Origin of the sequence: Streptomyces sp. CB00316, from assembly GCF_001905595.1 — a bacterium.
Classification (GTDB): domain Bacteria; phylum Actinomycetota; class Actinomycetes; order Streptomycetales; family Streptomycetaceae; genus Streptomyces.
Window position 1 is genome coordinate 73,697 of sequence record NZ_LIXI01000016.1, and the last position, 22,988, is coordinate 96,684.

Here is a 22,988-nt window from a genome sequence, read left to right on the forward strand (position 1 = left end):
ATCCGCCCTGGCCACGGCGGGCACAACTGCGGTAGGGCCGCGCCACGGCCGATCGGGGCGCGATCGGTACCCGCCGGTGTGCTCAGCGCACCCCGTAGGGCCGGAACTGGACGCTGATCCGCGGCCCCGCCGCGCGGGCCGTCTTGGGGATCGCGTGCTCCCAGGTGCGCTGGCAGCTGCCGCCCATGACGATCAGGTCACCGTGCCCGAGCGACCGGCGTACGGGGACGGGTCCGGGGCGGCGGGGCCGCAGCGCCAGGTGCCGGGGGGCTCCCACGGAGAGGATCGCCACCATGGTGTCCTCGGTGGAGCCTCGGCCGATCGTGTCACCGTGCCACGCGACCCCGTCGCGGCCGTCCCGGTAGTAGCAGAGCCCCGCCGTGGTGAACGGCTCGCCGAGCTCGGCCGCGTAGCGCGCGCTCAGCGCCGTACGGGCCTCGTCCAGCGCGGGGTGCGGCAGGGGATCGCTCCCGCCGAAGAAGGCCAGCAGGCGGGGGACCGCCACCACCCGCTCGTACATGACCCGCTGCTCCGCCCGCCAGGCCACATCGCGTGCCAGCGTCTCGAACAGGGCGTCGGCCCCCTGGAGCCACTGCGGCAGTACGTCGATCCAGGCGCCGTGGCCGAGATGCTCACGGCGCAGCCCGTCCAGAGGGCGGACGGCGACCTCGTCCCCCTGGTCGAAGAGCGAGGTCTGCAGGTGTACGGACATGGGATGAGCGTAACGCTATTCGTACGGGTGTGCGAATAGGTGGCCGACGGCTCAGCTCTCCTTGATGAGGTCGGCGCACTTCTCGCCGATCATCATGGTCGTGATGCAGGGATTGGCCGTGGTGAGCACCGGCATCACCGACGCGTCGGCCACCCGCAGCCCGGTGACCCCCTTGACCCGCAGCTGCGGGTCGAGCGGTGAGTCCGGGTCGCCGGCCGGGCCCATCCGTACCGTCCCCGCCGGGTGGTACACGGTGTTGTGGGTCTCGCGGATGTAGTCGAACAGCTCCGCGTCCGTGGTCGCGCCCGGCCCCGGGGCCAGCTCGGTGCCCGCCCAGGCGGCCATCGGCGGCCGCGCCACGATCTCCCGGGCGAGGCGGAGCCCGTGCGTCATCACCCGTACGTCGTGCTCGTCGGTGAAGTAGCGCGGATCGACCCTGGGCTTGTCCCGGAAGTCCCGGGTGCGCAGCCGGACCGTGCCCCGGGAGCGGGCCCGGGTGACGTTCGGGGTGAGGCAGAACGCGTTCTCCGATGTGGGGTAGCCGCGCCGGTAGGTGTTCAGGTCGAACGGCACCGAGCCGTAGTGGAACATCAGGTCCGGCCGGTCCAGGCCCGGTTCCGTGTCGGCGAAGATGCCGATCTCCCACCACTGGGTGGAGGTGGTGACCATGGGCTGCTTCGCCTCCCACATGATCACGCCCTCCGGGTGGTCCTGGAGGTGCGAGCCGACGCCGGGGGAGTCCACCCGGACCTCCACCCCGGTCTCCCGCAGATGTCCGGCGGGACCGATCCCGGAGAGCATCAGGAGCTTGGGGGAGTCGATGGCCCCGCAGGCGACGACCACTTCACGCCGGGCGTGCACCCTGCCGCTGTGGACGGTGTCGGGCTCCAGGTACTCCACTCCGGTGCACCGCTGCCTGTCCCCGTCGTCGAACAGCAGGCGCTTGGCCTGGAGCCCCGTCCGCAGTTCCAGGTTGGGCCGCTTCCCGAGGACGGGATGGAGGTACGAGACCGACGCCGAGGAACGGGTGCCGTCCTCGCGGGCGTTGATCTGGAACCAGTGCGCACCCCGGATCACCGTGGTGCCCGTGTTGAACGGGGTGGTGGGGATCCCGGCCTCCGCGCACGCCTCCAGCAGCGCGGTACCGCACGGGTCGTCGGCCGGGACCGTCCGGAGGGTGACCGGCCCGGAGCGGCCGTGGTGGTCGCCGGGCGCGTCGTTGGTCTCCAGCCGTTCGTAGAGCGGGAAGCAGTCCGCCGCGCTCCAGCCGGTGCAGCCCAGCGCGCCCCACTCGTCGAGGTCCTCGGCCGGGGCCCAGAAGGCGATGCACGAGTTGTGCGAGGAGCAGCCGCCGAGCACCTTGGCGCGGGCGTGCCGCATGAAGCTGTTGCCGTACTCCTGCGGCTCCACCGGATAGTCCCAGTCGTAACCGGACTCCAGCAGCGCCATCCACCGGTCCAGCCGCAGGATGCTGTCGTCCCCGACGTCAGAGGGGCCGGCTTCGAGGACGCAGACGGTGACGTCCGGGTCCTCGGTGAGCCGGGCGGCGACGACGGCACCGGCCGTACCGCCGCCGACCACGACGTAGTCGTACGTGGGTGAAGGGCTCTCTGCGGGCATCGCGTCTCCAGGATTCATCAGAGGTTCGACGGGGGAGCGGTGGGGTCCTGGGCCTAGGTGCCGGTGAGGATCGAGATGTAGCTGATCCCGGCGGCGAAGGTGTGGAGGCTGCCGAGGGTGCGCTTGAGTTCGGGCCGGTAACCCAGCTCGCCGAGCGCGTCGTCGTACTGGGTCCGTGTCCTGTCTCGGCTCCCGGGCCCCGGCCCCGTACCACTCACTCGAACCACCGCTGCGGGGTCGCGGCGACATTGCGCCAGATGTGCTTGGCCTCCTGGTATTCGGCGAGCCCCGCCGGACCCAGCTCGCGGCCGAAGCCGGACTGCTTCATGCCGCCCCACTCCGCCTGCGGTACGTAGGGGTGGAAGTCGTTGATCCACACGGTGCCCGCCCGCAGCCGCGAGGCCACCCGGTGGGCGCGCCCGCCGTCCTGCGTCCAGACCGCGCCCGTCAGCCCGTACACGGTGTCGTTGGCGAGCCGCACGGCCTCGTCCTCGTCCCGGAACCGTTCCACCGTGAGCACCGGCCCGAACGACTCGTCCCGCACCACCGACATGGACGAGCGGCACTCGTCCAGCACGGTCGGCGGGTAGTAGAAACCGTCCGCCAGCGCCGGATCGTCGGGCCGCGCGCCCCCGCAGCGCAGTACGGCGCCTTCGGCGATGCCCTCGGCCACGTACGCCTCGACCTTGTCGCGATGGGCGGCGGAGATCAGCGGACCGCTCCGGGCGTCCTCGTCGAAGGGGCCGCCGAGCCTGATCCGGCGGGCCCGCGCCACCAGCTCGTCCACGAACCGGTCGTGCAGCTCGTCCTGGACGAGGAGCCGCGCACCGGCGGAGCAGACCTGGCCGGAGTGGAGGAAGACCGCCATCAGCGCGTAGTCGACGGCGGTCTCGAAGTCGGCGTCGGCGAAGACGATGTTCGGGTTCTTGCCGCCCAGCTCCAGGGCGACCTTCTTCACGGTGGGCGCGGCCGCCGCCATGATGGCCCGCCCGGTGACGAGCCCGCCGGTGAACGACACCATGTCCACCCGCGGGTCCTCGGTGAGTGGCGCGCCCACGGCCGCGCCCGCCCCGAGCACCAGGTTGGCGACCCCCTCCGGCAGCTCGGCCTCGACGAGCAGCCCCATGAGCAGGACGGCGGTGTGCGGGGTCAGCTCACTCGGCTTGAGGACGAAGGTGTTGCCCGCGGCGAGTGCCGGGGCGACCTTCCACGCGGTCTGGAGCAGCGGATAGTTCCACGGGGTGATGAGGGCGCAGACCCCGACCGGTTCGTGCACGATCCGGCTGTCGACGTCCGCGATCCCGGCGTCGACGACCCGGTCGGTGGACCCGGCGGCGACGAGGTTGCCGAAGTAGCGGAAGCAATTGGCGATGTCGGCCATGTCGTAGGCGCTCTCGACCAGCCGCTTGCCCGTGTCCAGCGACTCGGCCCGCGCGAAGAGATCCTTGTCCCGCTCCAGCAGCTCCGCGACCCGCAGCAGCAGCCGCCCGCGCTCGGCGGCCGGCGTACCGGGCCAAGGACCGTCGTCGAAGGCGGTCCGGGCGGCGGCGACGGCCGCCTCGGCGTCCGCGCGACCGCCTTCGTCGACGGTGGCCACCAGGGTGCCGTCGGCCGGGCAGCGGATCTCGCGCGTGCCCGCGTCGGCGGCGGCGGTCCACCGGCCGCCGATGAACAGCTCCGGCATGGGCTCCTCCTGTACGGGTCCTGCACGGGCAAAGCGGGGTTGGGCGGCGTCGGCAGCTACGGCACTTTCCGTCGCGGCTCCAGAACACAGAGTAAGGGCGGCGGGGCGTGCGCGCAGCGCGTGCGGGGTCGATCGGAGCCGCGCGGATATGGGCGCGCCCGGCACCTGGGGGTCTCCCGTGCCCTCGGTGAGCCGTGGCGCAGCTGTCGAGGTTCCGGTGTGGCGCTACCGGGTCCTGCTCGGCGCCGGAGAGCCCCCCGAGGTCCGCGCCCGCCTCCGCAGTGGTCGTCGCCATCGCGCACACGACAGACCCTGCTCGCTCGCGTCACCGTCGACGCAAGTCGCTTCCATGGACGATGTGAACGAGATGTGACCAATCCGGCCGAGGGCGGCCGAGGAGTACCCGGAGGACGGCGAGGACCAGGTCATCTCGCTCCTCGGTGAACCGGGCGCCGATGGCGGCCGGATCTCACCCGGCGACGGCATCCCCGCCCGCGCAGCCCGTGTGTTCGAGGGCCCGGGCCTCCGCACGAACTCGGCGGCGCTCGACGACGGCGTCCCCTCCGGCCCGGTGGAGAACAGGGCCTTCCACGCCTTTCCCTGGAACAACCCGAACGCCCTGTAGGAGAACGAACAGTCCGTGAAACGCAGTGACACGCAAACTCCTGGTGAGTGGTTATACCGAGCCAGACGGTGGAGCGGGGTGACCGGTTGCAACGGTCACCCCGCTGCACTCCATCCGGTCAGTAACGCACTGTGACCGTGTTGACGATCAGGTACGCGGAGACGGTGTCCTGGCCGTTCAAGTTCGAGTAGTGGAAGTAGTACGTTCCGGCGGACTTGTCACCGAAGCTCGACGAGTCGCAGTAATTAATGTCCCTGTTCACGACGGTGTCCGGCAGGCCGGGGCGCACCTTCTCCAGCTGGAGTCCGGCGTAGGTGAACCGGCCGTTGTCCACATAGCAGCCGGAGAACTTCACACTTATCGAGACGCTGTCGTTGTTGTTGTCGGTCCACGTGCGGGAGTCCTTGCCTGGAAGCCACCCGCTGATGGTGCTTTCAAAGCCGCCCTCCGCGAACGCCGGTGCCATACCCCGGACTCCAATGGCCACGGCACCCGTCACAACAGCCGCCATCCGAGACGTGCGCATAGATCCCCCTCATCAGGCTCGGGCGGTGAACCCGAACCGATCGATGTCGATTGCAAACCGCTCAGGACCATATGACGTGACCAAAGCCAGCGCTCGAACGTTTTTTCCCCTCGCGTACCCCAGGCATTTCACAGAATGTCACCAGACCTTTCGGCCCTCGATCGGTGCGGCACGGATACGGACACCCGGGGACCCGCCCTCCAGCACGCTCGAAAATCGCTCCGCTCGAACATCTCGAGGCTGCTCAGCCCCCATCCTCCTGGTCCCAATAAACGCATCCTGCTCCTGATGCGCGACGGATCCGCTGCCCCTCCGGTTTCAGGCGAACCGTCCACCGCGGAACCCGATTTCTCGCGAACCGGAAAATCGTCTCGAGCACCCGCTCCAACGGACCGCAACCATCTTCGAACACGCTGAGTGAAACTCAGACTCCTCGGCAACTGGCAGGCAGACCGAATAGAGGTCAGAAGTTGGCCAAATCACAGGTCATCGAGCCCGGGCTGCCAGCCACTCAACTGCGCCCGAACGCACCCATGCCTCATGGTGAGAAGGTCAGCGTGCCGCCGTCGTTCATCACGAACACCGTCGCGGCGACGTCGACCACGGCGGCGACCCGGGCCCGGATCGTCGCGGCTGCAGCGCGGGCGTACTCAAGGAGGGAGGTGATGACGTCGGCGGCGAACCCGGAGGTGAGGATCGCGCTCGTGACGGTGCGCGGCTCGGTCGCCAACCCGAGCTCCTCGCACACCTCAGCGGCCACGAACTCGTTGTAGAGCGCGGAGACCGCGACCGTGTTCTCGTACAGGGCTGTGGTGTGGATCGAGCCCCACGCGCCGTCCAGGCCCTGCCCTCTCACCGACAGCAGCAGATGGTCATGCAGGAGTTCAGAACAGTGGGTCATTGAGTGAGGCTCCATGAGTTTCCACACCGGCTGCTTGGAGGTTCCTCAGACCTGCTCGCCGCGATTCCCTACCTGCAGCAAGTTGTGGACCGGTGTTGCTCGGGCGAGACCAGCTGTTGCTGTGCCGCGGAGGCTGTGTCAGTGCCTCCTGCGATCCTTCTTCGATAATCATGAGTGCGAGAAGCTGCTGGCGGGGCTGGACGATGTGGACTGGGCCAGCCTGTCCCACGCCTACGAGTCGGCGCATGACGTTCCAGGGCATATACGCACCCTGTGCGGGAGCGACGACGAGGCGCGCAAGCAAGCGTTCAGTAGTCTGTTCAGCAGCATTTTTCATCAGGGCAGCCGCTGTTCGGCCTCTCCGGTCGCCGTGCCGTTCCTCGCGAGGATCGCCCTCGCAGGCCCTGCGGCCGCCCGCGAGGACGCGATGTGGCTGCTCACCCGCCTGGCCGTGGACTGGCACGACGAGTACGACGTGACCACCGGCATCAACGTGGCCGGATGGCGTGCGGCCGCGGCGGAGGTCGGACCGGAGGAGCTCCTGCCGTGGTACGAGGAGCAGCTGGCCGCCGCGACGGATGCCGACCAGCGCGCACAGCTGCACAAAATATACGTGCATCGGCATCCGCCCGCTCTTGCAACAGCAAGAACCGCTGCGCGGTCTCGCACTACCTGACCTTCCGGAAGAAGTGGCGCAACGCCTACATCCACTCCGGAGCCCAGTGGGAGCTCTACGTCGACGGCTTCTATGTCAAGAAGGAGACCTACGACCACGGCGAGAACGGCAAGTACAAGTTCCACGGATGCTGAGCCTTTTCCAACCTCACTTTGAGCTGGTCAGATGAAGGGTGAGGACGGCCTGGACCATGTCGGTGATCCGGTTACTGAGATTGAACGCGTGGTGTCGTAGGGGGTGACGGCTGGTCGGTGGCTGCGGTATCACCGAAGGTATGCGGTATCCACAAGGGGGCGGGCTGACCGCCGAACGGCAGCAGTTTCGCGATAAGTTACGGCTGCAGGCGGCCGAGCGGTTCACCCTGGGCGAGGGCAGTACAGCGATCGCCAGAGATCTGCGGGTCAGTGTCCGCTCGGTCCAGCGATGGCGTCACGCGTGGGCCGAGGGCGGCCCGCGATCCCTGCGTTCTCAGGGGCCGGCGTCCCTGCCAAGGCTGAGTGATCAGCAGTTCGCTCAGCTGGAGGCGGAGCTGGCCAAGGGGCCGGCCGCGCATGGCTGGGAGGACCAGCGCTGGACGCTGGCCCGGGTCAAAACGGTGATCGGCCGGCGCTTCCATCTGACGTACACGATCCAGGGTGTGCGGAAGCTGTTGGTGCGTAACGGCTGGTCCTGCCAGGTTCCGGCCCGTCGTGCGATGGAGCGGGACGATGACGCGGTCGCGGGATGGGTCAAGGAGGTGTGGCCCCGCGCGGAAGGTTAGCGGCGGCCCGTGGGGCCTGGCTGGTCTTCGAGGACGAAGCCGGATTCTCCATGACGCCGCCGCACGCGAAGACCTGGTCACAGCGCGGCCGCACCCCGGTAGTCCGGGTCCGCGGCCGTTCCCGCCGCCGACTCTCCATCGCCGCGCTGACCTGCTACAAACCCGGCCACCGATCGAGGCTGATCTACCGGCCACGCCGGGACGACGGCAACCGTGACGGCCGCAAGAGCTTCTCCTGGCGCGACTACCGGGACCTGCTGATCGCCGCCCACCAACAGCTCGACGGCCCCCTCGTGCTCATCTGGGACAACCTCAACGTCCACAAAGCCGCCGGCCTGCGGGAGTTCGCCGCATCCCGCGACTGGCTGACCATCTACTACCTGCCGCCCTACGCACCCGACCTCAACCCCGTCGAAGGGATCTGGTCCCTCCTGCGACGCGGCTGGCTCTCCAACGTCGCTTTCTCCACCCCCGAACACCTCATCCAGCGCATCCGACACGGCCTACGGCACATCCAATACCGCAGCCACCTCATAGACGGCTGCCTCGCCGAGACCGGCCTGACCATCAGACCCACCTGAGCAACCCAACGACATCACGAGTTCAACCGCAGTATGAACCGTTCCGGGTTCGATAGACACTCGATTCCGTGAAAGGATTGAGTCATGGCACGCCCTTCCTCCTATCCCGCTGAGCTGCGCAAACGAGCGGTCCGCATGGTCGCCGAGGTCCGTGGCGACTATCCGAACGAGTCGGCCGCCGTGAGGGCGGTTGCCCAGAAACTGGGGATCGGTTCGGCCGAGACCCTGCGGAACTGGGTGAAGCGGGACGAGATCGACTCCGGGAAGCGTCCGGGGACGACCACGGAGGAGTCCGCGCAGATCAAGGCGATGAAGAAGGAGATCGCCGAGCTGAAGCGGGCGAACGACATCTTGAAGGCTGCGGCGAGTTTCTTCGCGGCCGAGCTCGACCGGCCACACACACGCTCGTAGCGTTCATCGACGAGCACCGGGCCCGCTTCGGCGGTGTCGAGCCGATCTGCCGCGTGCTCACCGAGCACGACTGCAAGATCGCCCCCTCCACCTATTACGCCCACCACAAACGATTCCAGGCCCCGTCGGCCCGCACCGTCCGCGACGTCGCGCTGAAGCCGCTCATCCGGCAGATCTTCGAGTCCAACTACCGTGTTTACGGGGCCAGGAAGGTCTGGCGTGAGCTGCACCGCCAGGGCCATGACGTGGCCCGGTGCACCGTCGAACGCCTGATGCGCGAGCTCGGCGTCACCGGCGCCGTGCGCGGGAAGAAGGTCGTCACCACGATGGCGGGCAGCTCCGTCGAGCGGGCGCCGGACCTGCTGGACCGCAACTTCGTCGCGCCGGCCCCGAACCGCTGCTGGGTTGCCGACTTCACCCACGTCAGCACCTGGTCGGGAGTCGTCTACGTCGCGTTCGTCGTGGACACCTTCTCCCGCCGGATCGTCGGCTGGTCCGCCGCCCTGTCGAAGGAGACACGGCTCGTCCTGGACGCCCTGGACATGGCTCTGTGGCAACGCGACCGCGACGAACAGCCTTATCAACGGGGCGAGTTGATACATCACTCCGATGCCGGATCGCAGGGCGGATTCAATCCGTCGTCGCAACACCTCATGATCAGCGAGGTGTGGGATGGTTCGTCGTCAGCAGGCAGCCGATCGGGCGACACGGTCAAAGTTGAGGTCTCCGGGGCATCCCAAATTTCAGCGTCATATCGAAGCAGCGTTCTGGGATGAAATCGCCAAAGGTCTCCTCTCGGANGCGGCTGGCTCTCCAACGTCGCTTTCTCCACCCCCGAACACCTCATCCAGCGCATCCGACACGGCCTACGGCACATCCAATACCGCAGCCACCTCATAGACGGCTGCCTCGCCGAGACCGGCCTGACCATCAGACCCACCTGAGCAACCCAACGACATCACGAGTTCAACCGCAGTAGCAAGCAACCTCCGCCAGATGCACCACCCCCTGGCGAGCTCCGTAAGTCGACTCACGGAGCCCGGGAGAGACTGTTGGCTAGCCGCCCCTCACGCGAGTCACTCGCGTCTGTGGGGGCGGGGGTCAGTGTGCTCATGCTCGGTGCGGGTTGTTCTGCGTCTGTGCGGGTGTCGCACTCAGGTACTCAAATACGGCGTCTTCAGGTATCCGCCAGGACCTGCGAAGGGAGATGACGAGACTGAGGGCCGCCCGAAGCTCTCGCAAGGTGGAGTCGTCGAGTTCATCCCGAGGCAGGAGCCACAGTTGAAGGGCAACCCGACGTCGATGCTGCTCCACGAAAGCGCGTCCTCGCCCCATGTCCTCAGGGCCCAGCCCGGCACCAAACAGTGGCATGCGATCAACCAAGAGGCAGGCACGCAAAACGCTTTGCGGACGTGCTGGGCTCAACGCAGTGGCGGCCCACCCCCGCGTTCGCGGGGAGGGCCGCCACCTCAACGAGTCGTCTGGCCTTGCAGCGTGAAGGCCTCATGGAAGCTGATCTACAAATGCTCTCCTGTGTGTGGGCGCGTGAGGCGCTGTCGTGTCAGCACCGCGGTCCGCCGGTCGTGTGGTCCAAGTGGGTCAGGAAGTCCTCGATCTCGCGGACCAGATTCTGTGATCCCTCAGGCATTCGGACGCCAGCTTCTCCCAAGGCGGAATCAAGCCTGTCCGCAATGAGAAGAGGTGGGCACGCGAATGCACTCACGAATGAACGGAATGCTTCATCAGCTTGCTCTCCCCCTAGCGAGCACGCCGATAGCTTTTCTTCGTTCTCGGCATCGAGAACATGAAGGTAATCCAATGCATCCTGATCACCCTTGAGAGCTGCTTTTTTCCACCAGCTTCGCGCTTCATCATCCCTGTCCAGGAACTCAAGAATTTCTGCTACGCGACGTGTTTCCTGTGGTGTTGCGGAGTCATCGATCTCCTTTTTCAGGAGAGAGTGCAGTTCACGGCGCACACCGAGTCGATGATTTCCGATCCCAGGGTTTTCCGGGCAGGTGGCGGGGGCCGGGGGCCAGCCCGAAGGCTGGCCCCCCTCCGCCTGAACAGAGTTCTCGCCGATCCGAGAACCCTTAGAAACTGCCTGCTCAGAGCCTTCGAGCAGCAGCCACAGGGCGAGGAGCCGGATGGCTCCCCGCTCCTCGGGGTGGTGCGTCCAAGCGGACAGGTGCGTCATACGGTTACCTCCTCGCTGTGATCGTTGATTGACTTCTTCAGGTTGTTGGCGGCGGCTTTGATGTAGCGCTTCACCGACTCCTCCTTAATCTGGAGGCGCTGTGCAACCACGTCAGGGCTGAGGTCCTGCAGAATGCACAGGGTGATGACCTCGCGCTGCCGTTCAGGGAGGCTTTCGACGAGTTCGCCGATGCCTTCCTTAATCATTTCGTAGGCGGCTTCGGGAACTCCGATGCCTGATTCCTTTTCGGGCAGTTCATGAACGGGAACCATGACCATCCGCTTGTTTCGGCGGAACTGGTCGATGACCGCCCGCTTCACCGCAGTGCGGCCGTAGGCGGTCAGGGACCCTTGCCCGGCGGTGAGGAAATCCCACCGCCGGTACATGTTCAGGTAGACGTCCTGCACAGCGTCCTGGGCGCTGTGCAAGTCGCCTGCCTGGGCCCGGGCCAGTCGGGAGAACGCCTCGATGGTCTCGAGGACGAAGGACTCGAAGTCCGCTCCCGGGGCGGCCTCGCTCACGCGGCCTCCCGCGTGCCGATGGCCCGGTGGCCTACCGGCTCGGCTGCGTCCTTGCGGAACAGCCACGCCGGCCGTCCCTGCTCAAAGCGGGCCGCAGCGCCGCCGTCGGGCAGGGACTGCGCCATCGCGACCATGGTGGCGCGCTGCTCGCGCTCCGCCCGGGTCTCGATGTGCGCCTTCACAAGCATCTCCACGACACCCTTGGCGCGGCGCATCGCGAAGAACAGCAGGACCAGCACGGGAAGTGACACCCCGCCTGCTCCCACCCAGTACGACCAAGTCATCGACCAGGCCTTCCAGTAGTGACGAACTCGTTGATGAAGACACAAGGCCCTCATCCCTTACACGCCACAGGGGGCCGGATCCGGATGCCGAACGGAAAAAATCTTTCCCAACTCCCCCCACCAGCCCGCGCGAAACACTGTTTCCCCAGGTCACACAGTCGCCTGGGCTGGAAAATTGATGCAGATAGGAAGGATCCGCGTCGAATCCGGGTCCCCGAGGGGCGCGCGGGCCGGGCGGGCGTCTGGCGCTGTGGGACGAGTCGGCACCGGGGCGGCCGCCGGAGGGCGCCTTGATCGCGACGAATCCGGTCGGCAGGGGGGAGGCGGCCTCGATCTGCTGAGCATCCGTTGCGAAAACGCCCGCCAAGACGGTGAGCACGAGACCGTGGTGGAGTGACCCATTACCCCAGCCTCCTGCGGATCGCTCCCCTGCAGGGGGAGACGACCTCGTCGCTGATCTGCCGCATCGCCAGCCGCTACGGGTTGGAGGCGAAGGCGTTGCGGTCCTGCTGGCACTGGCGCAACCACCAGCCCAAGCACGAAGGCGGCGCCTGCCGGGCCGACGCCGAGGTACTGCTGAACGCTGCCGGACGGCACCTTTTGGCAGGGCTGTGCGGCGTCGAGGAAGGCGTACTGGCACGAGCGTTGCCGTCTTGGGGGCAGGAGGATGCCAAGTTGCCCGCCAAAGAGGGCGGAGTCCCGGCGGCGGCGTGGCGGATCGGCAGCACGGTGGCCGGGCCGGTGGCTTTCGGCTGTCGTCTGTGCGCCGCCGGGCGTACGGGAACCGCCGTGCAGGTCGTTCGGTATGCGCCGCGGTGGGAGCGGGTGTGCGTGCGGCATGGGCGGTGGCTGCTGGACGCGGACGCCGACCAACCCCTCGATCATCTGAATGTTCGGCACATACCGGAGGTGGCCGCGGCGCAGCGACGGTGGACGGGGGTGGCGCGGCAGGCTGTACGGGCGGGGGCCGAGCCGGGGCGGGTGTTCGCTCTGGCGTATGCGGTGGTGGCGCGGTGGTGGGATCAGGCCTATGGCTGGGAGCGGGAGACGATCTGGCCGCGGCGCCTGCATCTGGTCGCGGGCGGTGATGCCGGGGGTGAGCTGGAGCGGTGGCGGATCGTGGGTCGGGACGCGGTCGTCTTCCCCGAGGTGGTGGCGGTCGCCGACGCCCTGCTGGACCCGGGCATGGCCGAGCTGGTGTGGGTAGACAGTGGTGCGGGGCGGCCGCGGGCACTGCCCGCCGACGGAATGTTCTGCCGCCGGCTCGGAGAGCGGGTCGGGCGCGCGTGGCTGGGGCCGTTGGTGGCGACCGATCACGGCGGGCCGCTTATCGCCTGGATGGGCGCCGTCATCCGCAAGCGCCGCGGAGCCGGGGGCCCGCCCGGGTACGCGGACGATCCCTGGTGGGTGCGCAGGGAACATCAGCCGGTGACGATGGCCGGGCGGCTGCGGGTGCTGGGCAAGGAGAAGCGGGCGCCCGGTTCGGGAAGGATGTGGCGGGCTGCGGTGCCGCCCGAACAGCGGGCCCAGATCAGTAGCCTGGTCGACGGCGCTCAGGAGCAGCTGATCCAGCTGCGCGGGGCGCAGACCGGTTCGAGTGCGGACGTGTCCCAGCATCTGCTGCGCATCCTCAGCCACAGTGCCGACCTGATTGAGAAGGCTCTGCAGCACACAATGGTGGCGGCTGTGAATGCCGGGGTGCCGCCGCAGGATGTGGTCCGGTGGGCGAAGCTGCCCCCTGGTCCTTTGGCTGACGCGCTCAAGGCATACCAGGACGCGGGCGACGGATAGGTACTGGCTCGCCGGGGAAAGGGCGCGCTGGCGTGTGGCCCGCTGCGTACCGCATCACGTGGCACCACGTGATCGAAATGCGCAAATGGCTCCGGCGGGCAGCCGGTCCGGTTTGGCTGGGCGGGTGAGCGGCAAAAATGCGGCGGTCAGGCCTGGCGGCAGGTCAGGGCCGGTGGACGTGAACATCGGGGCCGGGTTCGAAGCAGTCTTCCTCGACCCCGTCGGGCAGGCAGTGCAGCAGCGGTGGGCGGATGCCGCTCTCGCGGTCGCGTTCGAAGACCTTGATCCGGTGTCGGCGTTCCCGGTGGTCCCGGGACGACGGTGGGGGCCGGGGCTGTGGTGGTCGGCCACGACCGGGCGGCATGTGGCGGCCGGATCGAACGCGATGCGCCTCCATCTGATGGTCCTGGACCGGGCCCCGGACGTGACGGGTCTGGCGGGGCGGCCGGTGCGGCTGTTGTGGCGCAACTCCCGGGGTCTGGTGCGGTCCTGGGTGCCGCAGCTCTTCGCCCGGTACCGCGACGGCACTGCCCTGCTGGCCGACTGCCCCAGCCGCCCCGATGCCGGCGGTGAACGCGCCCTGGCCGCCGCCGAAGCGGTGAGCGCGGCGTGTGAGGAGATCGGCTGGGGCTACCGGCGCCTGCCACCTCTGGACGAGGTGCCGGCAGCGAATCTGAAATGGCTGGCCGGCTACCGACACCCCCGGCATCGGGGAAGAACGGGACTGCTGGAGGCGGTGGTGGACGCATTCGCCCGGCCGCGGCCGCTCCTTGAGGGGGTGGCAGCCGTCGGTGATCCGATCGAGGTGCTGCCCGTCACATTCCACGCCCTGTGGGCGGGACTGCTGGTGGCGGCGATCGATGTGCCGCTGCACGAACGCGTCCTGGTCCAGGCCCCTGCGTCCGGGGGCGGACCCGGCCTGTCGAGTGCAGGGGACCCCGTCGGAAGCGGCCTCAGGGCCGGTGCGAGCATCCGGGAGGTCGGGTGAGCGGGGTGCGGCGCCGTGGCCGGCCGGTGGTGGAGGTCGGGGCACAGGTCCGTTTCGGCGGAGTGCGGTGGCAGGTCGTGGCCCTGTCCCGGCAGGGCTTCCACCTGGTCGATGAGGGCGGCGCGGACCAGGTGGTGCTCGCCGGGCACCTGTTCGCCGACCCGGGCTTCGCGGTCCTGGGTGCGGAGCCAGTGCAGGCGGTGCCGCAGTGGGGGCTGTTCGAGACCGCCCCCGTGGCGGCCCGGGAGAAGGCGATGGCCTGGCTGCGGCACGTCAGAGAGGTCGAGTGCGGCTTGCCTGGCGGACCGGACAGCGGCGGGGTGATGCGGGCCGAGTATGACCCGCAGAGGTGGACGCTGGCCGAGCGCGAACGCGCCAAAGCCGCTGAGCTGACGGCGCTGGGCTTTGGGCGGGTGTCGGACAGGACGGTGCAGAAGATGCGGCTGGCGTACCGCAAACAAGGGCTGTGGGGGCTGGTGGACCACCGCTCCACACGGGGGCGGAGCGGCGGCGGACGCCAGGACGAGCGGGTCGTGGCCGCGGTCAGGGAAGTACTGCGCGGGCAGCGGGGGCGCTCCAAAGGCACCGTGAAGGGGCTGATGCCGCTGGTCGCACGGCTCCTGGACAACCGGTACAAGGGTGCCGTGACGATGCCGTCGCGGGCCACGTTCTACCGCCTCGTCCATGAAATCGCCCACCCGGCGGACCATCCGGCCACCCGGGTACGGACGGTGCCGGTCACCGACGACGGACGCGGATTCACCCCGACTGTGGCATTGCGGCCCGGGGAGCAGGTACAGATCGACACCACCCGCCTGGACGTCCTCGCACGGTTCGACGACGGCAGCGTGGGCCGGCCAGAGCTCACGATCGCCGTAGATGTCGCCTCCAGGGCGATCCTGGCGGGGGTGCTGTGCCCGGCCGGAACGCAGGCGGTCGACGCCGCTCTGCTGCTGGCGGAGATGGCTGTGCCGCATCCGGCACGCCCGGCGTGGCCTGACGTGCTGCGCTTCACACACAGCACGGTCCTGCCGGCCGAGCGTCTGCTTTCCTTGGACGAACGTCTTCGCGGAGCGGCCGCACGGCCGGTCGTGGTGCCCGAGACCGTGGTGGTGGACCGGGGGAAGGTGTTCCTGTCGAAGGCGTTCACGGGCGCCTGCGAAGCACTCGGGATCGGCGTGCAGGCCGCACCTCCGTTCGCCCCCACAGCCAAAGGCATCGTGGAGCGGACCTTCGGGTCGATCAACACCCTGTTCTGCCAGCACCTGCCCGGCTACACCGGCTCCGACGTCACCCGCCGCGGCAAGGACGCGGCACGCGAAGCCTGTTACAGCGTCGCCGAGCTGCAGGAGCTGCTGGATGAGTGGGTCGTGCACTATCACCACCGCCCGCACCAGGGCCTGCGGCATCCCATGCTGCCGAAGATCGCCCTGTCCCCGAACCAGATGTGGGCGGCCCTGGTCGCGGTCGCCGGATACGTGCCCGTACCGCTGACCGGCAATGACTACCTGGAGCTGCTGCCTGTGCGGTGGCAGGCCATCACCGAGCACGGCATCCGCCTGCACCACCGCACCTACGACCACGACCTGCTCGGCCCGCACCGCGGGCAGCCCTCCACCGTGGCAGGCCGCGGCGGGAAATGGGAGATCCACTACAACCCCCACGACGTCCGCCAAATCTGGATCCGCCTGCCCGACGGCCAGCTCACCGAGATCCCGTGGATCCACCGGGACCACACCCACCAGCCGTTCAACGACCGCATCTGGCACTACCTGCGCACCATCACCGGTCAGCGGGCCGGCCAGGACGCCGAACAGGCCGAAGCCGCTCTCGCCGAGGCCCTCGACGCTCTGATGCGCCGTGCCCGGGCAGGACAGGCCACCGCCCAGGAGCAGCACCTCCTCAACCGCACGACCACCGTCCGCACTCCCCCACCCCGCCGCTCCGAGAGCCCGTACCAGGCACCCCCACCGCATCCGGGAGCCACGTATGCGGGAGAGGACAGCCTCGACGGCCTCGACCAAGGCCAGGAAACACAAGACCTCGCGCAGGACGAGACTATGGACGGCCCGGCAGCATCGGTGAGCGGGTACGGGCTCTACGACGCCGAGGAAGAAGCTCTCAAATGGTGACCGGCCCCCGCCCGGGAACAGGAAGCAGTCCTTCCACAGCGCACGGAAAGGACGCCCGAGCAGGGCACGGCATGAGCGCCCCAGACGGCGACGGGCCAACAGACGCGGCATGGCCGGTGACGACCTGGCAGGGCTGGCAGCACTTCGCCACCACCCCTCCCCCACAACCACCCACACCCGGAGAACCAGAACGAAGCACAGAACAACGCCTCGCCTACCACTCCGCCTTCGTCACGGTACGGACCCCGGCCATCGACACCCTCACCACGACCGTGCGCACGCTGATGATCCTGGGACAGCACCAGCAGACCACCGCACGGCCCTCGTTGATCGTCACCGGGCCGGCAGCGGCCGGAAAGACCACCGCCCTCCTGCATACCGGGCGCACCTGCCACCTCGCCCACACCCGACAGCACCCGCCACCGGACCACAGCGTGCACGCACCGGTGCCCGTGGCGTATGTGCTGGTCCCGCCCGCGGCAAGCGCGAAAGCCCTCGCGACCGAGTTCGCCCGCTACCTCGGCATTCCCGTGACCGGCCGGATGACGCAAGCCCAGATCACCGACGCCGTCTGCCACACCTACAACCACACCGGCGTGCGCCTGATCCTCATCGACGAGATCCACCGGCTCAACCCCCGCACCACCACCGGCGCGGAAACCGCCGATCTCCTCAAAGACCTCACCGAACGCATCCGCGCGACCTTCGTATACGCGGGCATCGACGTCACCACCACCGCCCTGTTCTCCGGGGTACGCGGAGCACAACTCGCCGGGCGGGCCTCCCTGGTGGAATGCGGAGCATTCCCCGCACGCCTCGGGAAACGCGAGCCCTTCCGCGAACTCATCACGGGCGTGGAAACAGCACTCGATCTACGGGCACACCAGCCGGGCACACTCCCCCGCCACGCCGCCTACCTCCACCAGCGGACCGCGGGACGTATCGGGAGCCTGACCCGCCTCATCCGCCAAGCAGCCATCACCGCCATCCACGACGGCACCGAACGCATCACCAAAACCAGCCTCGAAGGGATCCGCCTGGACCACCTCGCCGAAACCCACCACCGCCCCACCCCGAACCGATAACCCCCGCACCGCCCGACGCCCACACGGCACAACGCTGTGACCAGGGGAAACACACACCGGACCTTTAGAAGACAGGACCACACGAGGGACACCGGAAAACTCTCAACGAAAACGAGAGAACCCCACGCCAGTGGGCCTACAGCCCGACAAGACCACGCTCACACAATCTCAACCAAACCGGGATACCCCCAGCACACAACAACACCTACACCTCAACTACACCCCCACGAAACGACAGAGCATGAGGACGTCGTTCACGCCGCGGTTCTTGATCTCGGTGAGGATATGCATCCAGTGCTTGGCGCCCTCGCCGCCGTCACCGGCCCACAGCCCGAGGATGTCCCGTCGGCCCTCGGCCGTGACCGCCAGAGCCACGTAGATGGGGTGGTTGGCGACCGCACCGTCGCGGATCTTCACGTGGATGGCGTCGATGAACACCACCGGATAGACCGCGTCCAGGGGCCGGTTCTGCCATTCGGCCATGCCCTCGAGGACCTTGTCCGTGATCGTGGAGATCGTCTGACGGGATACGTCGGCGCCGTAGACCTCGGCCAGGTGGGCCTGGACCTCGCCGGTCGTCAGACCCTTCGCCGCAAGGGAGATGACCATCTCGTCCACGCCGGACAGACGCTTCTGCCGCTTCTTGACGATCTTCGGTTCAAAGCTGCCTTCCCGGTCCCGGGGCACGGTTATCTCCACCGGGCCGACATCGGTCAGCACGGTCTTGGCGCGGGTGCCGTTACGTGAGTTGCCGCCGTTCTTCCCTGCCGGATCGTGCTTGTCATAGCCGAGGTGGTCGGTGATCTCGCCCTCGAGGGCGGACTCCAGGAGTCGCTTCGTCAGCTGCTGGAGCAGCCCACCCTCGCCGGTCAGCTGAAGGCCCTCGGCCTGAGCCCGGCCCACCAGCTCGTCAATCAGCCGGTCGTCCACAGACTTCGCCGGCACCGCCCCGGACGGCTCTACCGACTCGGCCTCTGTCACGTTGTTGCTGGTCATCGATGCATCTTCCATGATCAGGAGTTACACCGAACGTTTTACAGTCCCACGGTTGGTAAAGTCCGTCATCCTCACACGCCAGAACGCCGGAAGGGCAACCTCGCTGCCGAAGTCAGCGAGGACAGGCGTGCCCCTCCGCCCGGTGCCCCATCCACACCGCCACGTCGCATATCCGCAGCGCACTCACTGTCTCCGGCACCCCTGCGATCTGACGCAGCTCGAACAACTGGCGGTGCAGGGCGTGGTCGTCCGCGCGGAGCGCAGCATGCAGCGCAAGCCAGAACGAGGGGCGCGGGCGTCCCAGAGTGCAGCGCACCACCTTGTCGTAGACCGGCAGCAGCCGCGGACGCTTCCGGGCCAGGAGCTTCCCCGCGATCACCCATCCGACATCGGGCTGGTCGCGCAGGAGATGCCAGGCCTGGTCCGCCGGCGAGCCGTCGGCCACGACGAGCGCGTCCGCATCAGCCATGTCGATGTGCCTGGGGATGTCGTGCAGCAGACCGGACAGCCGCGCGCCGAGAGGGCCCTCCAGAATGTCCAGTGCGACAGACGCTGGAACGGTCACCGACAAGGTCTGCACCGCGACCAGGTCCTCCGCCGTGATCCGGTCGGCGACCTCCGGCCGGTCACCCCCACCCGCCAGATGCTCGAACCGACTGCCGGTGAACGCCACCGCGCCGGGCGGCAGATCGATCCCGAAGTACCCCCGCAGGTCACCGACGACACGCTCGGAACTCAGCAGCACGCGCAACCGCTGCCCCAACGACGACAACGACGTTCCAGATACGCCGGGCGCAGCGGTAGGAGAGGCCATAAGAACTTTATCCTTCATCGAGATCGTGAGCGGGTGAGCGGCGCCACAAAGCCCGCCCGAGAGTCATGCAGCGAACCGGTCGCGCCGTGAGAAACCGTGTACCGACCGGACATGATCGGATGCTGGCAGTCTCTAAGCCTGTGAAACGCCGCGTTGCGAGCCCTTCCTCGGCGTAGGCGGTGGCGCGCGGGCGAGGTGTCGCCTGGGCAGGCCGAAAGTCGGTGTGCGAGTGGCCGCTGGGGCCTGGTCGGCTCAACTCGTCGCGGCGTTGGAGTTCCACAGCTTCTCGACCGTCGACGATCCGCCGTCGTCGGCTCAAACCGAGGTCACCGGGCCGACGTGGTCAGGTGCAGGCGGCGCTTCGCACCAACTGCGTCCTTGAGGGCAGCGCGCAGCGCTATCCTTTCTGTCAATCGTGCAACGCCCGTCACGTAGGCCGCTGGAGGCACCTTGTTGCATGAGCCGGTTCGCTCCACCAACGTCCGGTCGGTGGGCTACAGCCAGGCGGAGCGTGTGCTCGAGGTCGCTTTCCACAGCGGAGGGGTGTACCGCTACGACAACGTGCCTGCGGACGTGCACTCGGCATTGATGGCTTCCCCTAGCAAGGGGGGTTTCTTGGCTCGGTTCATCAAGGGTCACTATCCGTACCGCCCGATCTCGAGCTGACGTCCAGACAGTTCATCCAAAACCGTTCCATCGTTGTTGAGTTGAGGCGTGCGTGCAGATCTGCTCCGTTTCCGTTGAGGGCTTCCGCTGCCTTGCAGATATCGCCGATGTTCCAGTCCTGCCACAGACAGTTCTGACTGGCCAGAACGAGGGCGGGAAGAGCGCTCTGCTGGACGCGCTGAACTTCTTGCTCCACGGAACCGCGCTGAGCGAGCGCGATCTCACCTACGTCGGCGACGGGGGCCGACAGGAACCCGTGCCCGACGGGGACACGGTCGCACCGCACGCACGGGTGCCTCAGACTGCCGTGACGGGCGAGTTCACCCTCAGTGCCGACGAGCAGCAGCACTTCACCCTGCCCGAGCGGGTGCAGATCCGCCGTCGCTTCCGCCCGGAGGCGGGAACGTTCCTGGAGATCCGCCGCCGCGTCTGCCAGAACCCAGAGCTGCGCGACTTGGGATCGGTGAAGCTGGCGGGCCTCAAGGAACTCGCGGCCACGCACGGGGTCGAGCCCGTCGGGCAGGCGAACGCGAGGAACAGCTGGGAGCAGCCCTTGCGGGAACTGGCCCAGCAGATGGAGCAGGTCGACGCATGGGTGGCGGCGGACTCCGAGGTAGCCGCCGCGATGCCGTCAATGGTGTATTTTAAGGGCGACTCGGTCCAGGCGCCTGAGGCCGTGGTCCAGAGTTTGCTCAACTCCCGGCTGCGCGAGTACACGCGGGCCGATGAGGTGGTCAAGCGCGTAGCAGACCTTGAGGATTACCTCGCCGATTCGCTGACAGCGGACATCGACAGCATCCGCGGACATATCGCGCGGCGGTGCGCCCTGCCGTCGGTGGAACTGGACCCTCAGGTGCAGGTGCGTCCGGCGCTGGTCGGGGTCGAGCTGAACATTGTGGACTCGCAGGGCCGCCGGTTCCCACTCTCGTCGGCCGGAACCGGTCGCTCACGCCGGATCTCGCTGGCCCTGTGGGAGAGCAGCAACGACCTGGGGCAGCGCGACGCCGCTCAGGCGTCCGAGTCGGATGTCGTGTTCGTCTACGACGAGCCCGACACCCACCTCGACTACTCCCATCAGCGGCGCATCATGGCGCTGATCCAGTTGCAGTCGTCACGGCCCAACGCGCGCGTCATCGTGGCGACGCACTCGCTCAACTTGATCGACGGGGTCGACATCTCCTCTGTGGTGCACTTGCGTACTCATGAGGGCCGCGTTCGGGCGGAGGTTCTGAGCGAGGACAGCGCGGACAAGGATGTGCGTCGGCATCTGTCGACGATCGCGACAACACTGGGGTTCCGCAACAGCGTCCTCTTGCACGAGCGGTTCTTCGTCGCTGTGGAGGGCGTATCCGAGACATCCGCGTTCCCCATCCTCTTCCGCAAGCACGCCGGCTTCCCGATCCAGTCCGCCGGGATCTGCCTGTGGGCCGGCGGCAGCAACGAGGGCGCACTGCGATTCGCCCGGTTCCTCAAGGATCACGGCCGCGACGTCGCCTTCGTCGTCGACAAGGACAGCCGCACCAACCAGAAGCGCGCCTTCCGAGACGACAAGCTCAAGGAGCACGGCTTCGACCTCAAGGAGGAGTGCCTCTACCTCGGCTCCCCCAACGAGCTCGAAGACCTTTTCACCGACGACGACTGGGCTGAGACAGCCAACACGCTGTGGAGGCCGAACCCTGAACGCGGCCCCTGGCAGCCTCAGGAGATCGAAGAGCTACGGGCTGGCAAGTTCAGCTCGCAGTTGCTGGACCTGCTCAAGAGCGGTTCCCCTGAGGGACCGAAAAACAAGGAAGACCTCATGGTCGGCATCGCCGCCCACCTCGCAAAGGACCGCATCCCCGCCGCCCTGTCCACGGTCTTCGATGCTCTCGTCAGTCGCGCGCAGGACGCGGGGCCGCATCTTTGGTAGCCGCCCCGGCCTGACGCGCCGCGCGCCGCGCCTTCATACGCATCAGCCGCTGCTGCGGCGTCGGCGCCTCCCACGTATGCAGACCGGCCGAAGCCACCCACTGAGACCCGTGGTGACCCGGATCGTCGCCACACCAGCGGCAGCCGTCAGGGGACGGCAGGTCTTTGCGATGCACGCGTATCACCCGACCACCACTCATGGAGCACCGCCCGTGTACGTCGGAATACCTTCGATATGAACACGTTCCCCGGAAGGCCATGCTCGAAGAGTGCCACCTGCCACTGACAACCGGACGGGTGTACTCAACTTCTGGTGGCGGCTGAGGCTGTCACACGTATCTCGGCCCTGCGCCAAGCAGACCTTGCGTCCTCGATCGGCGGCCTCCGCCCGCCATCCCCCGGGCACACCCAACTGCGGACGGCGATCTGATCGCGAAACAGTGCCGCAGATCTATGGCGGTCCGTCCCGATACCATCCGTCTCTACTGCACACAAGCACCGCGGGTCGCAGGGAGAGCTGGATGGCTGCTGAATCACCCTTGGAAGAGATCCGTATCGGTGCGCTCGTCAGTCGACGAAGTCAGCTGCCCCTCAGTCCACCCCTCTCGGCCCCCGAAACGTTGCCCTTCGGCAAGCTGTCCCCGCCGGTGTTCGAGCGCTTGGTCGGCGAGGTCATGTGGCTTATCGACGGGATGAACGACATTCGTGGCTACGGCCGCTCCGGGCAGGACCAGGGTGGACTCGACCTCATCGGCAGGCGCAACGGACAGACACACGTCTACCAGGTGCGCAGGATCGTTTCCCTGTCGGCGCCCGCACTCCGTGCAGCGGTCACCGACTTCACCGGTCCGCCCCGCACTACGACGCCTGCTGAGGGATGGTCCGAGCGACGGTTCGACGCCGTGCGTTTCGTCCTGGCAACGGGGTGCGTCGTCGATGACACTGCCGTGGAAAACGAACTCGTCGCCCTGCAGGAGAAGTACCAGGGCGACATAGACATCGACTTGTACGACGCAGGCGCCCTCTCGCGGTCCCTGAGGGAACGCCCGTACCTTGTCGCTGGCGTCTTCGGTCCAGAATGGGCCAAGTGAAGCTTCCCCTTGATCGTGG

Annotated in this window: 19 protein-coding genes and 3 pseudogenes; 11 read left to right on the forward strand and 11 right to left on the reverse strand. The window is 67.7% G+C overall.

Annotated elements, in window-relative coordinates:
* Window positions 1-82: 82 nt before the first annotated feature.
* The 6 genes and pseudogenes from AMK21_RS32190 to AMK21_RS33985 form a co-directional block, all read right to left on the reverse strand.
* On the reverse strand, window positions 83-712 hold the full coding sequence (locus AMK21_RS32190) for an alpha-ketoglutarate-dependent dioxygenase AlkB (RefSeq protein ID WP_073882693.1): 630 nt from the start codon (window positions 710-712) through the stop codon (window positions 83-85).
* A gap of 51 nt (window positions 713-763) precedes the next feature.
* A complete protein-coding gene (locus tag AMK21_RS32195; RefSeq protein ID WP_073882694.1) occupies window positions 764-2,332 on the reverse strand; it encodes a GMC family oxidoreductase in 1,569 nt (522 codons plus the stop codon).
* A 56-nt stretch (window positions 2,333-2,388) separates the two neighbouring features.
* A pseudogene (locus AMK21_RS34685) lies at window positions 2,389-2,559 on the reverse strand (amino acid permease); the annotation flags it as partial.
* A complete protein-coding gene (locus AMK21_RS32200; RefSeq protein ID WP_073882695.1) occupies window positions 2,547-4,016 on the reverse strand; it encodes an aldehyde dehydrogenase family protein in 1,470 nt (489 codons plus the stop codon). The gene AMK21_RS32200 and the pseudogene AMK21_RS34685, both read right to left, overlap by 13 nt.
* A gap of 743 nt (window positions 4,017-4,759) precedes the next feature.
* Window positions 4,760-5,107, reverse strand: coding sequence for a hypothetical protein (locus AMK21_RS32205; protein WP_073882696.1), 348 nt, complete (start codon window positions 5,105-5,107; stop codon window positions 4,760-4,762).
* 598 nt (window positions 5,108-5,705) lie between these two features.
* Window positions 5,706-6,068, reverse strand: a complete 363-nt coding sequence (locus AMK21_RS33985; RefSeq protein WP_079181310.1) for a relaxase domain-containing protein — start codon at window positions 6,066-6,068, stop codon at window positions 5,706-5,708.
* Between the two features lie 205 nt (window positions 6,069-6,273).
* On the opposite strand from AMK21_RS33985, the gene AMK21_RS32215 reads away from it, so the two are divergent.
* The 4 genes and pseudogenes from AMK21_RS32215 to AMK21_RS32235 all read left to right on the forward strand — a co-directional run.
* Window positions 6,274-6,744 (forward strand): hypothetical protein, encoded by a 471-nt coding sequence (locus AMK21_RS32215; RefSeq protein ID WP_143194905.1) that lies wholly within the window; start codon window positions 6,274-6,276, stop codon window positions 6,742-6,744.
* 274 nt (window positions 6,745-7,018) lie between these two features.
* Window positions 7,019-8,085 (forward strand): IS630 family transposase gene (locus AMK21_RS37250; protein WP_420712536.1). Its coding sequence is split into 2 segments (ribosomal slippage): window positions 7,019-7,465 and window positions 7,468-8,085, totalling 1,065 coding nucleotides; the frame shifts between segments, so codons are not numbered across the junction.
* 84 nt (window positions 8,086-8,169) lie between these two features.
* Complete coding sequence (locus AMK21_RS32230; protein WP_073882700.1) at window positions 8,170-8,496, forward strand: transposase; 327 nt, start codon at window positions 8,170-8,172, stop codon at window positions 8,494-8,496.
* 5 nt (window positions 8,497-8,501) lie between these two features.
* Window positions 8,502-9,107, forward strand: a pseudogene (locus AMK21_RS32235) (IS3 family transposase); the annotation flags it as partial.
* Window positions 9,108-10,057: 950 nt separating this feature from the next.
* Here the strand turns inward: AMK21_RS32235 and AMK21_RS34980 are convergent.
* From AMK21_RS34980 to AMK21_RS32250, 3 genes are read right to left on the reverse strand one after another with little or no spacing between them, the layout of a single operon-like run.
* Window positions 10,058-10,693: a hypothetical protein gene (locus AMK21_RS34980; protein WP_143194906.1), complete on the reverse strand. Its 636-nt coding sequence runs from the start codon at window positions 10,691-10,693 to the stop codon at window positions 10,058-10,060.
* The gene (locus tag AMK21_RS32245) at window positions 10,690-11,214 is read right to left on the reverse strand and encodes an RNA polymerase sigma factor (RefSeq protein WP_073882701.1); all 525 of its coding nucleotides are present in this window, start codon (window positions 11,212-11,214) and stop codon (window positions 10,690-10,692) included. Before AMK21_RS32245 ends, AMK21_RS34980 begins: the two co-directional genes overlap by 4 nt.
* Window positions 11,211-11,465, reverse strand: a complete 255-nt coding sequence (locus AMK21_RS32250) for a hypothetical protein (RefSeq protein ID WP_234422111.1) — start codon at window positions 11,463-11,465, stop codon at window positions 11,211-11,213. Before AMK21_RS32250 ends, AMK21_RS32245 begins: the two co-directional genes overlap by 4 nt.
* Window positions 11,466-11,891: 426 nt before the next feature.
* Between AMK21_RS32250 and AMK21_RS32255 the strand changes: the two genes are divergently transcribed.
* From AMK21_RS32255 to AMK21_RS32270, 4 genes are all read left to right on the forward strand, one after another.
* Entirely contained in the window at window positions 11,892-13,289 is a 1,398-nt protein-coding gene (locus AMK21_RS32255) for a DNA-binding protein (RefSeq protein WP_073882703.1), read from the forward strand.
* 172 nt (window positions 13,290-13,461) lie between these two features.
* Window positions 13,462-14,277 (forward strand): TnsA-like heteromeric transposase endonuclease subunit, encoded by an 816-nt coding sequence (locus AMK21_RS32260; RefSeq protein ID WP_167393135.1) that lies wholly within the window; start codon window positions 13,462-13,464, stop codon window positions 14,275-14,277.
* The gene (locus AMK21_RS32265; protein ID WP_073882704.1) at window positions 14,274-16,409 is read left to right on the forward strand and encodes a Mu transposase C-terminal domain-containing protein; all 2,136 of its coding nucleotides are present in this window, start codon (window positions 14,274-14,276) and stop codon (window positions 16,407-16,409) included. Before AMK21_RS32260 ends, AMK21_RS32265 begins: the two co-directional genes overlap by 4 nt.
* 71 nt (window positions 16,410-16,480) lie before the next feature.
* Window positions 16,481-17,494, forward strand: coding sequence for a TniB family NTP-binding protein (locus AMK21_RS32270; RefSeq protein WP_218900255.1), 1,014 nt, complete (start codon window positions 16,481-16,483; stop codon window positions 17,492-17,494).
* Between the two features lie 237 nt (window positions 17,495-17,731).
* On the opposite strand, the pseudogene AMK21_RS32275 reads toward AMK21_RS32270, so the two are convergent.
* Both AMK21_RS32275 and AMK21_RS32280 read right to left on the reverse strand, forming a co-directional pair.
* Window positions 17,732-18,490: pseudogene (locus tag AMK21_RS32275) on the reverse strand (IS256 family transposase); the annotation flags it as partial.
* A 112-nt stretch (window positions 18,491-18,602) separates the two neighbouring features.
* A complete protein-coding gene (locus AMK21_RS32280; protein WP_234422112.1) occupies window positions 18,603-19,322 on the reverse strand; it encodes a DUF6308 family protein in 720 nt (239 codons plus the stop codon).
* A 435-nt stretch (window positions 19,323-19,757) separates the two neighbouring features.
* Here AMK21_RS32280 and AMK21_RS37255 point away from each other — a divergent pair, with 435 nt between their 5' ends.
* From AMK21_RS37255 to AMK21_RS32300, 3 genes are all read left to right on the forward strand, one after another.
* Window positions 19,758-19,970: a KTSC domain-containing protein gene (locus AMK21_RS37255; protein WP_356538106.1), complete on the forward strand. Its 213-nt coding sequence runs from the start codon at window positions 19,758-19,760 to the stop codon at window positions 19,968-19,970.
* A 52-nt stretch (window positions 19,971-20,022) separates the two neighbouring features.
* Window positions 20,023-21,879 carry an AAA family ATPase gene (locus tag AMK21_RS32290; protein WP_073882708.1) on the forward strand — a complete coding sequence of 619 codons (1,857 nt, stop codon included), beginning with the start codon at window positions 20,023-20,025 and terminating at the stop codon, window positions 21,877-21,879.
* 520 nt (window positions 21,880-22,399) lie between these two features.
* On the forward strand, window positions 22,400-22,969 hold the full coding sequence (locus tag AMK21_RS32300; RefSeq protein ID WP_143194907.1) for a hypothetical protein: 570 nt from the start codon (window positions 22,400-22,402) through the stop codon (window positions 22,967-22,969).
* The last annotated feature ends 19 nt before the right edge of the window (window positions 22,970-22,988 follow it).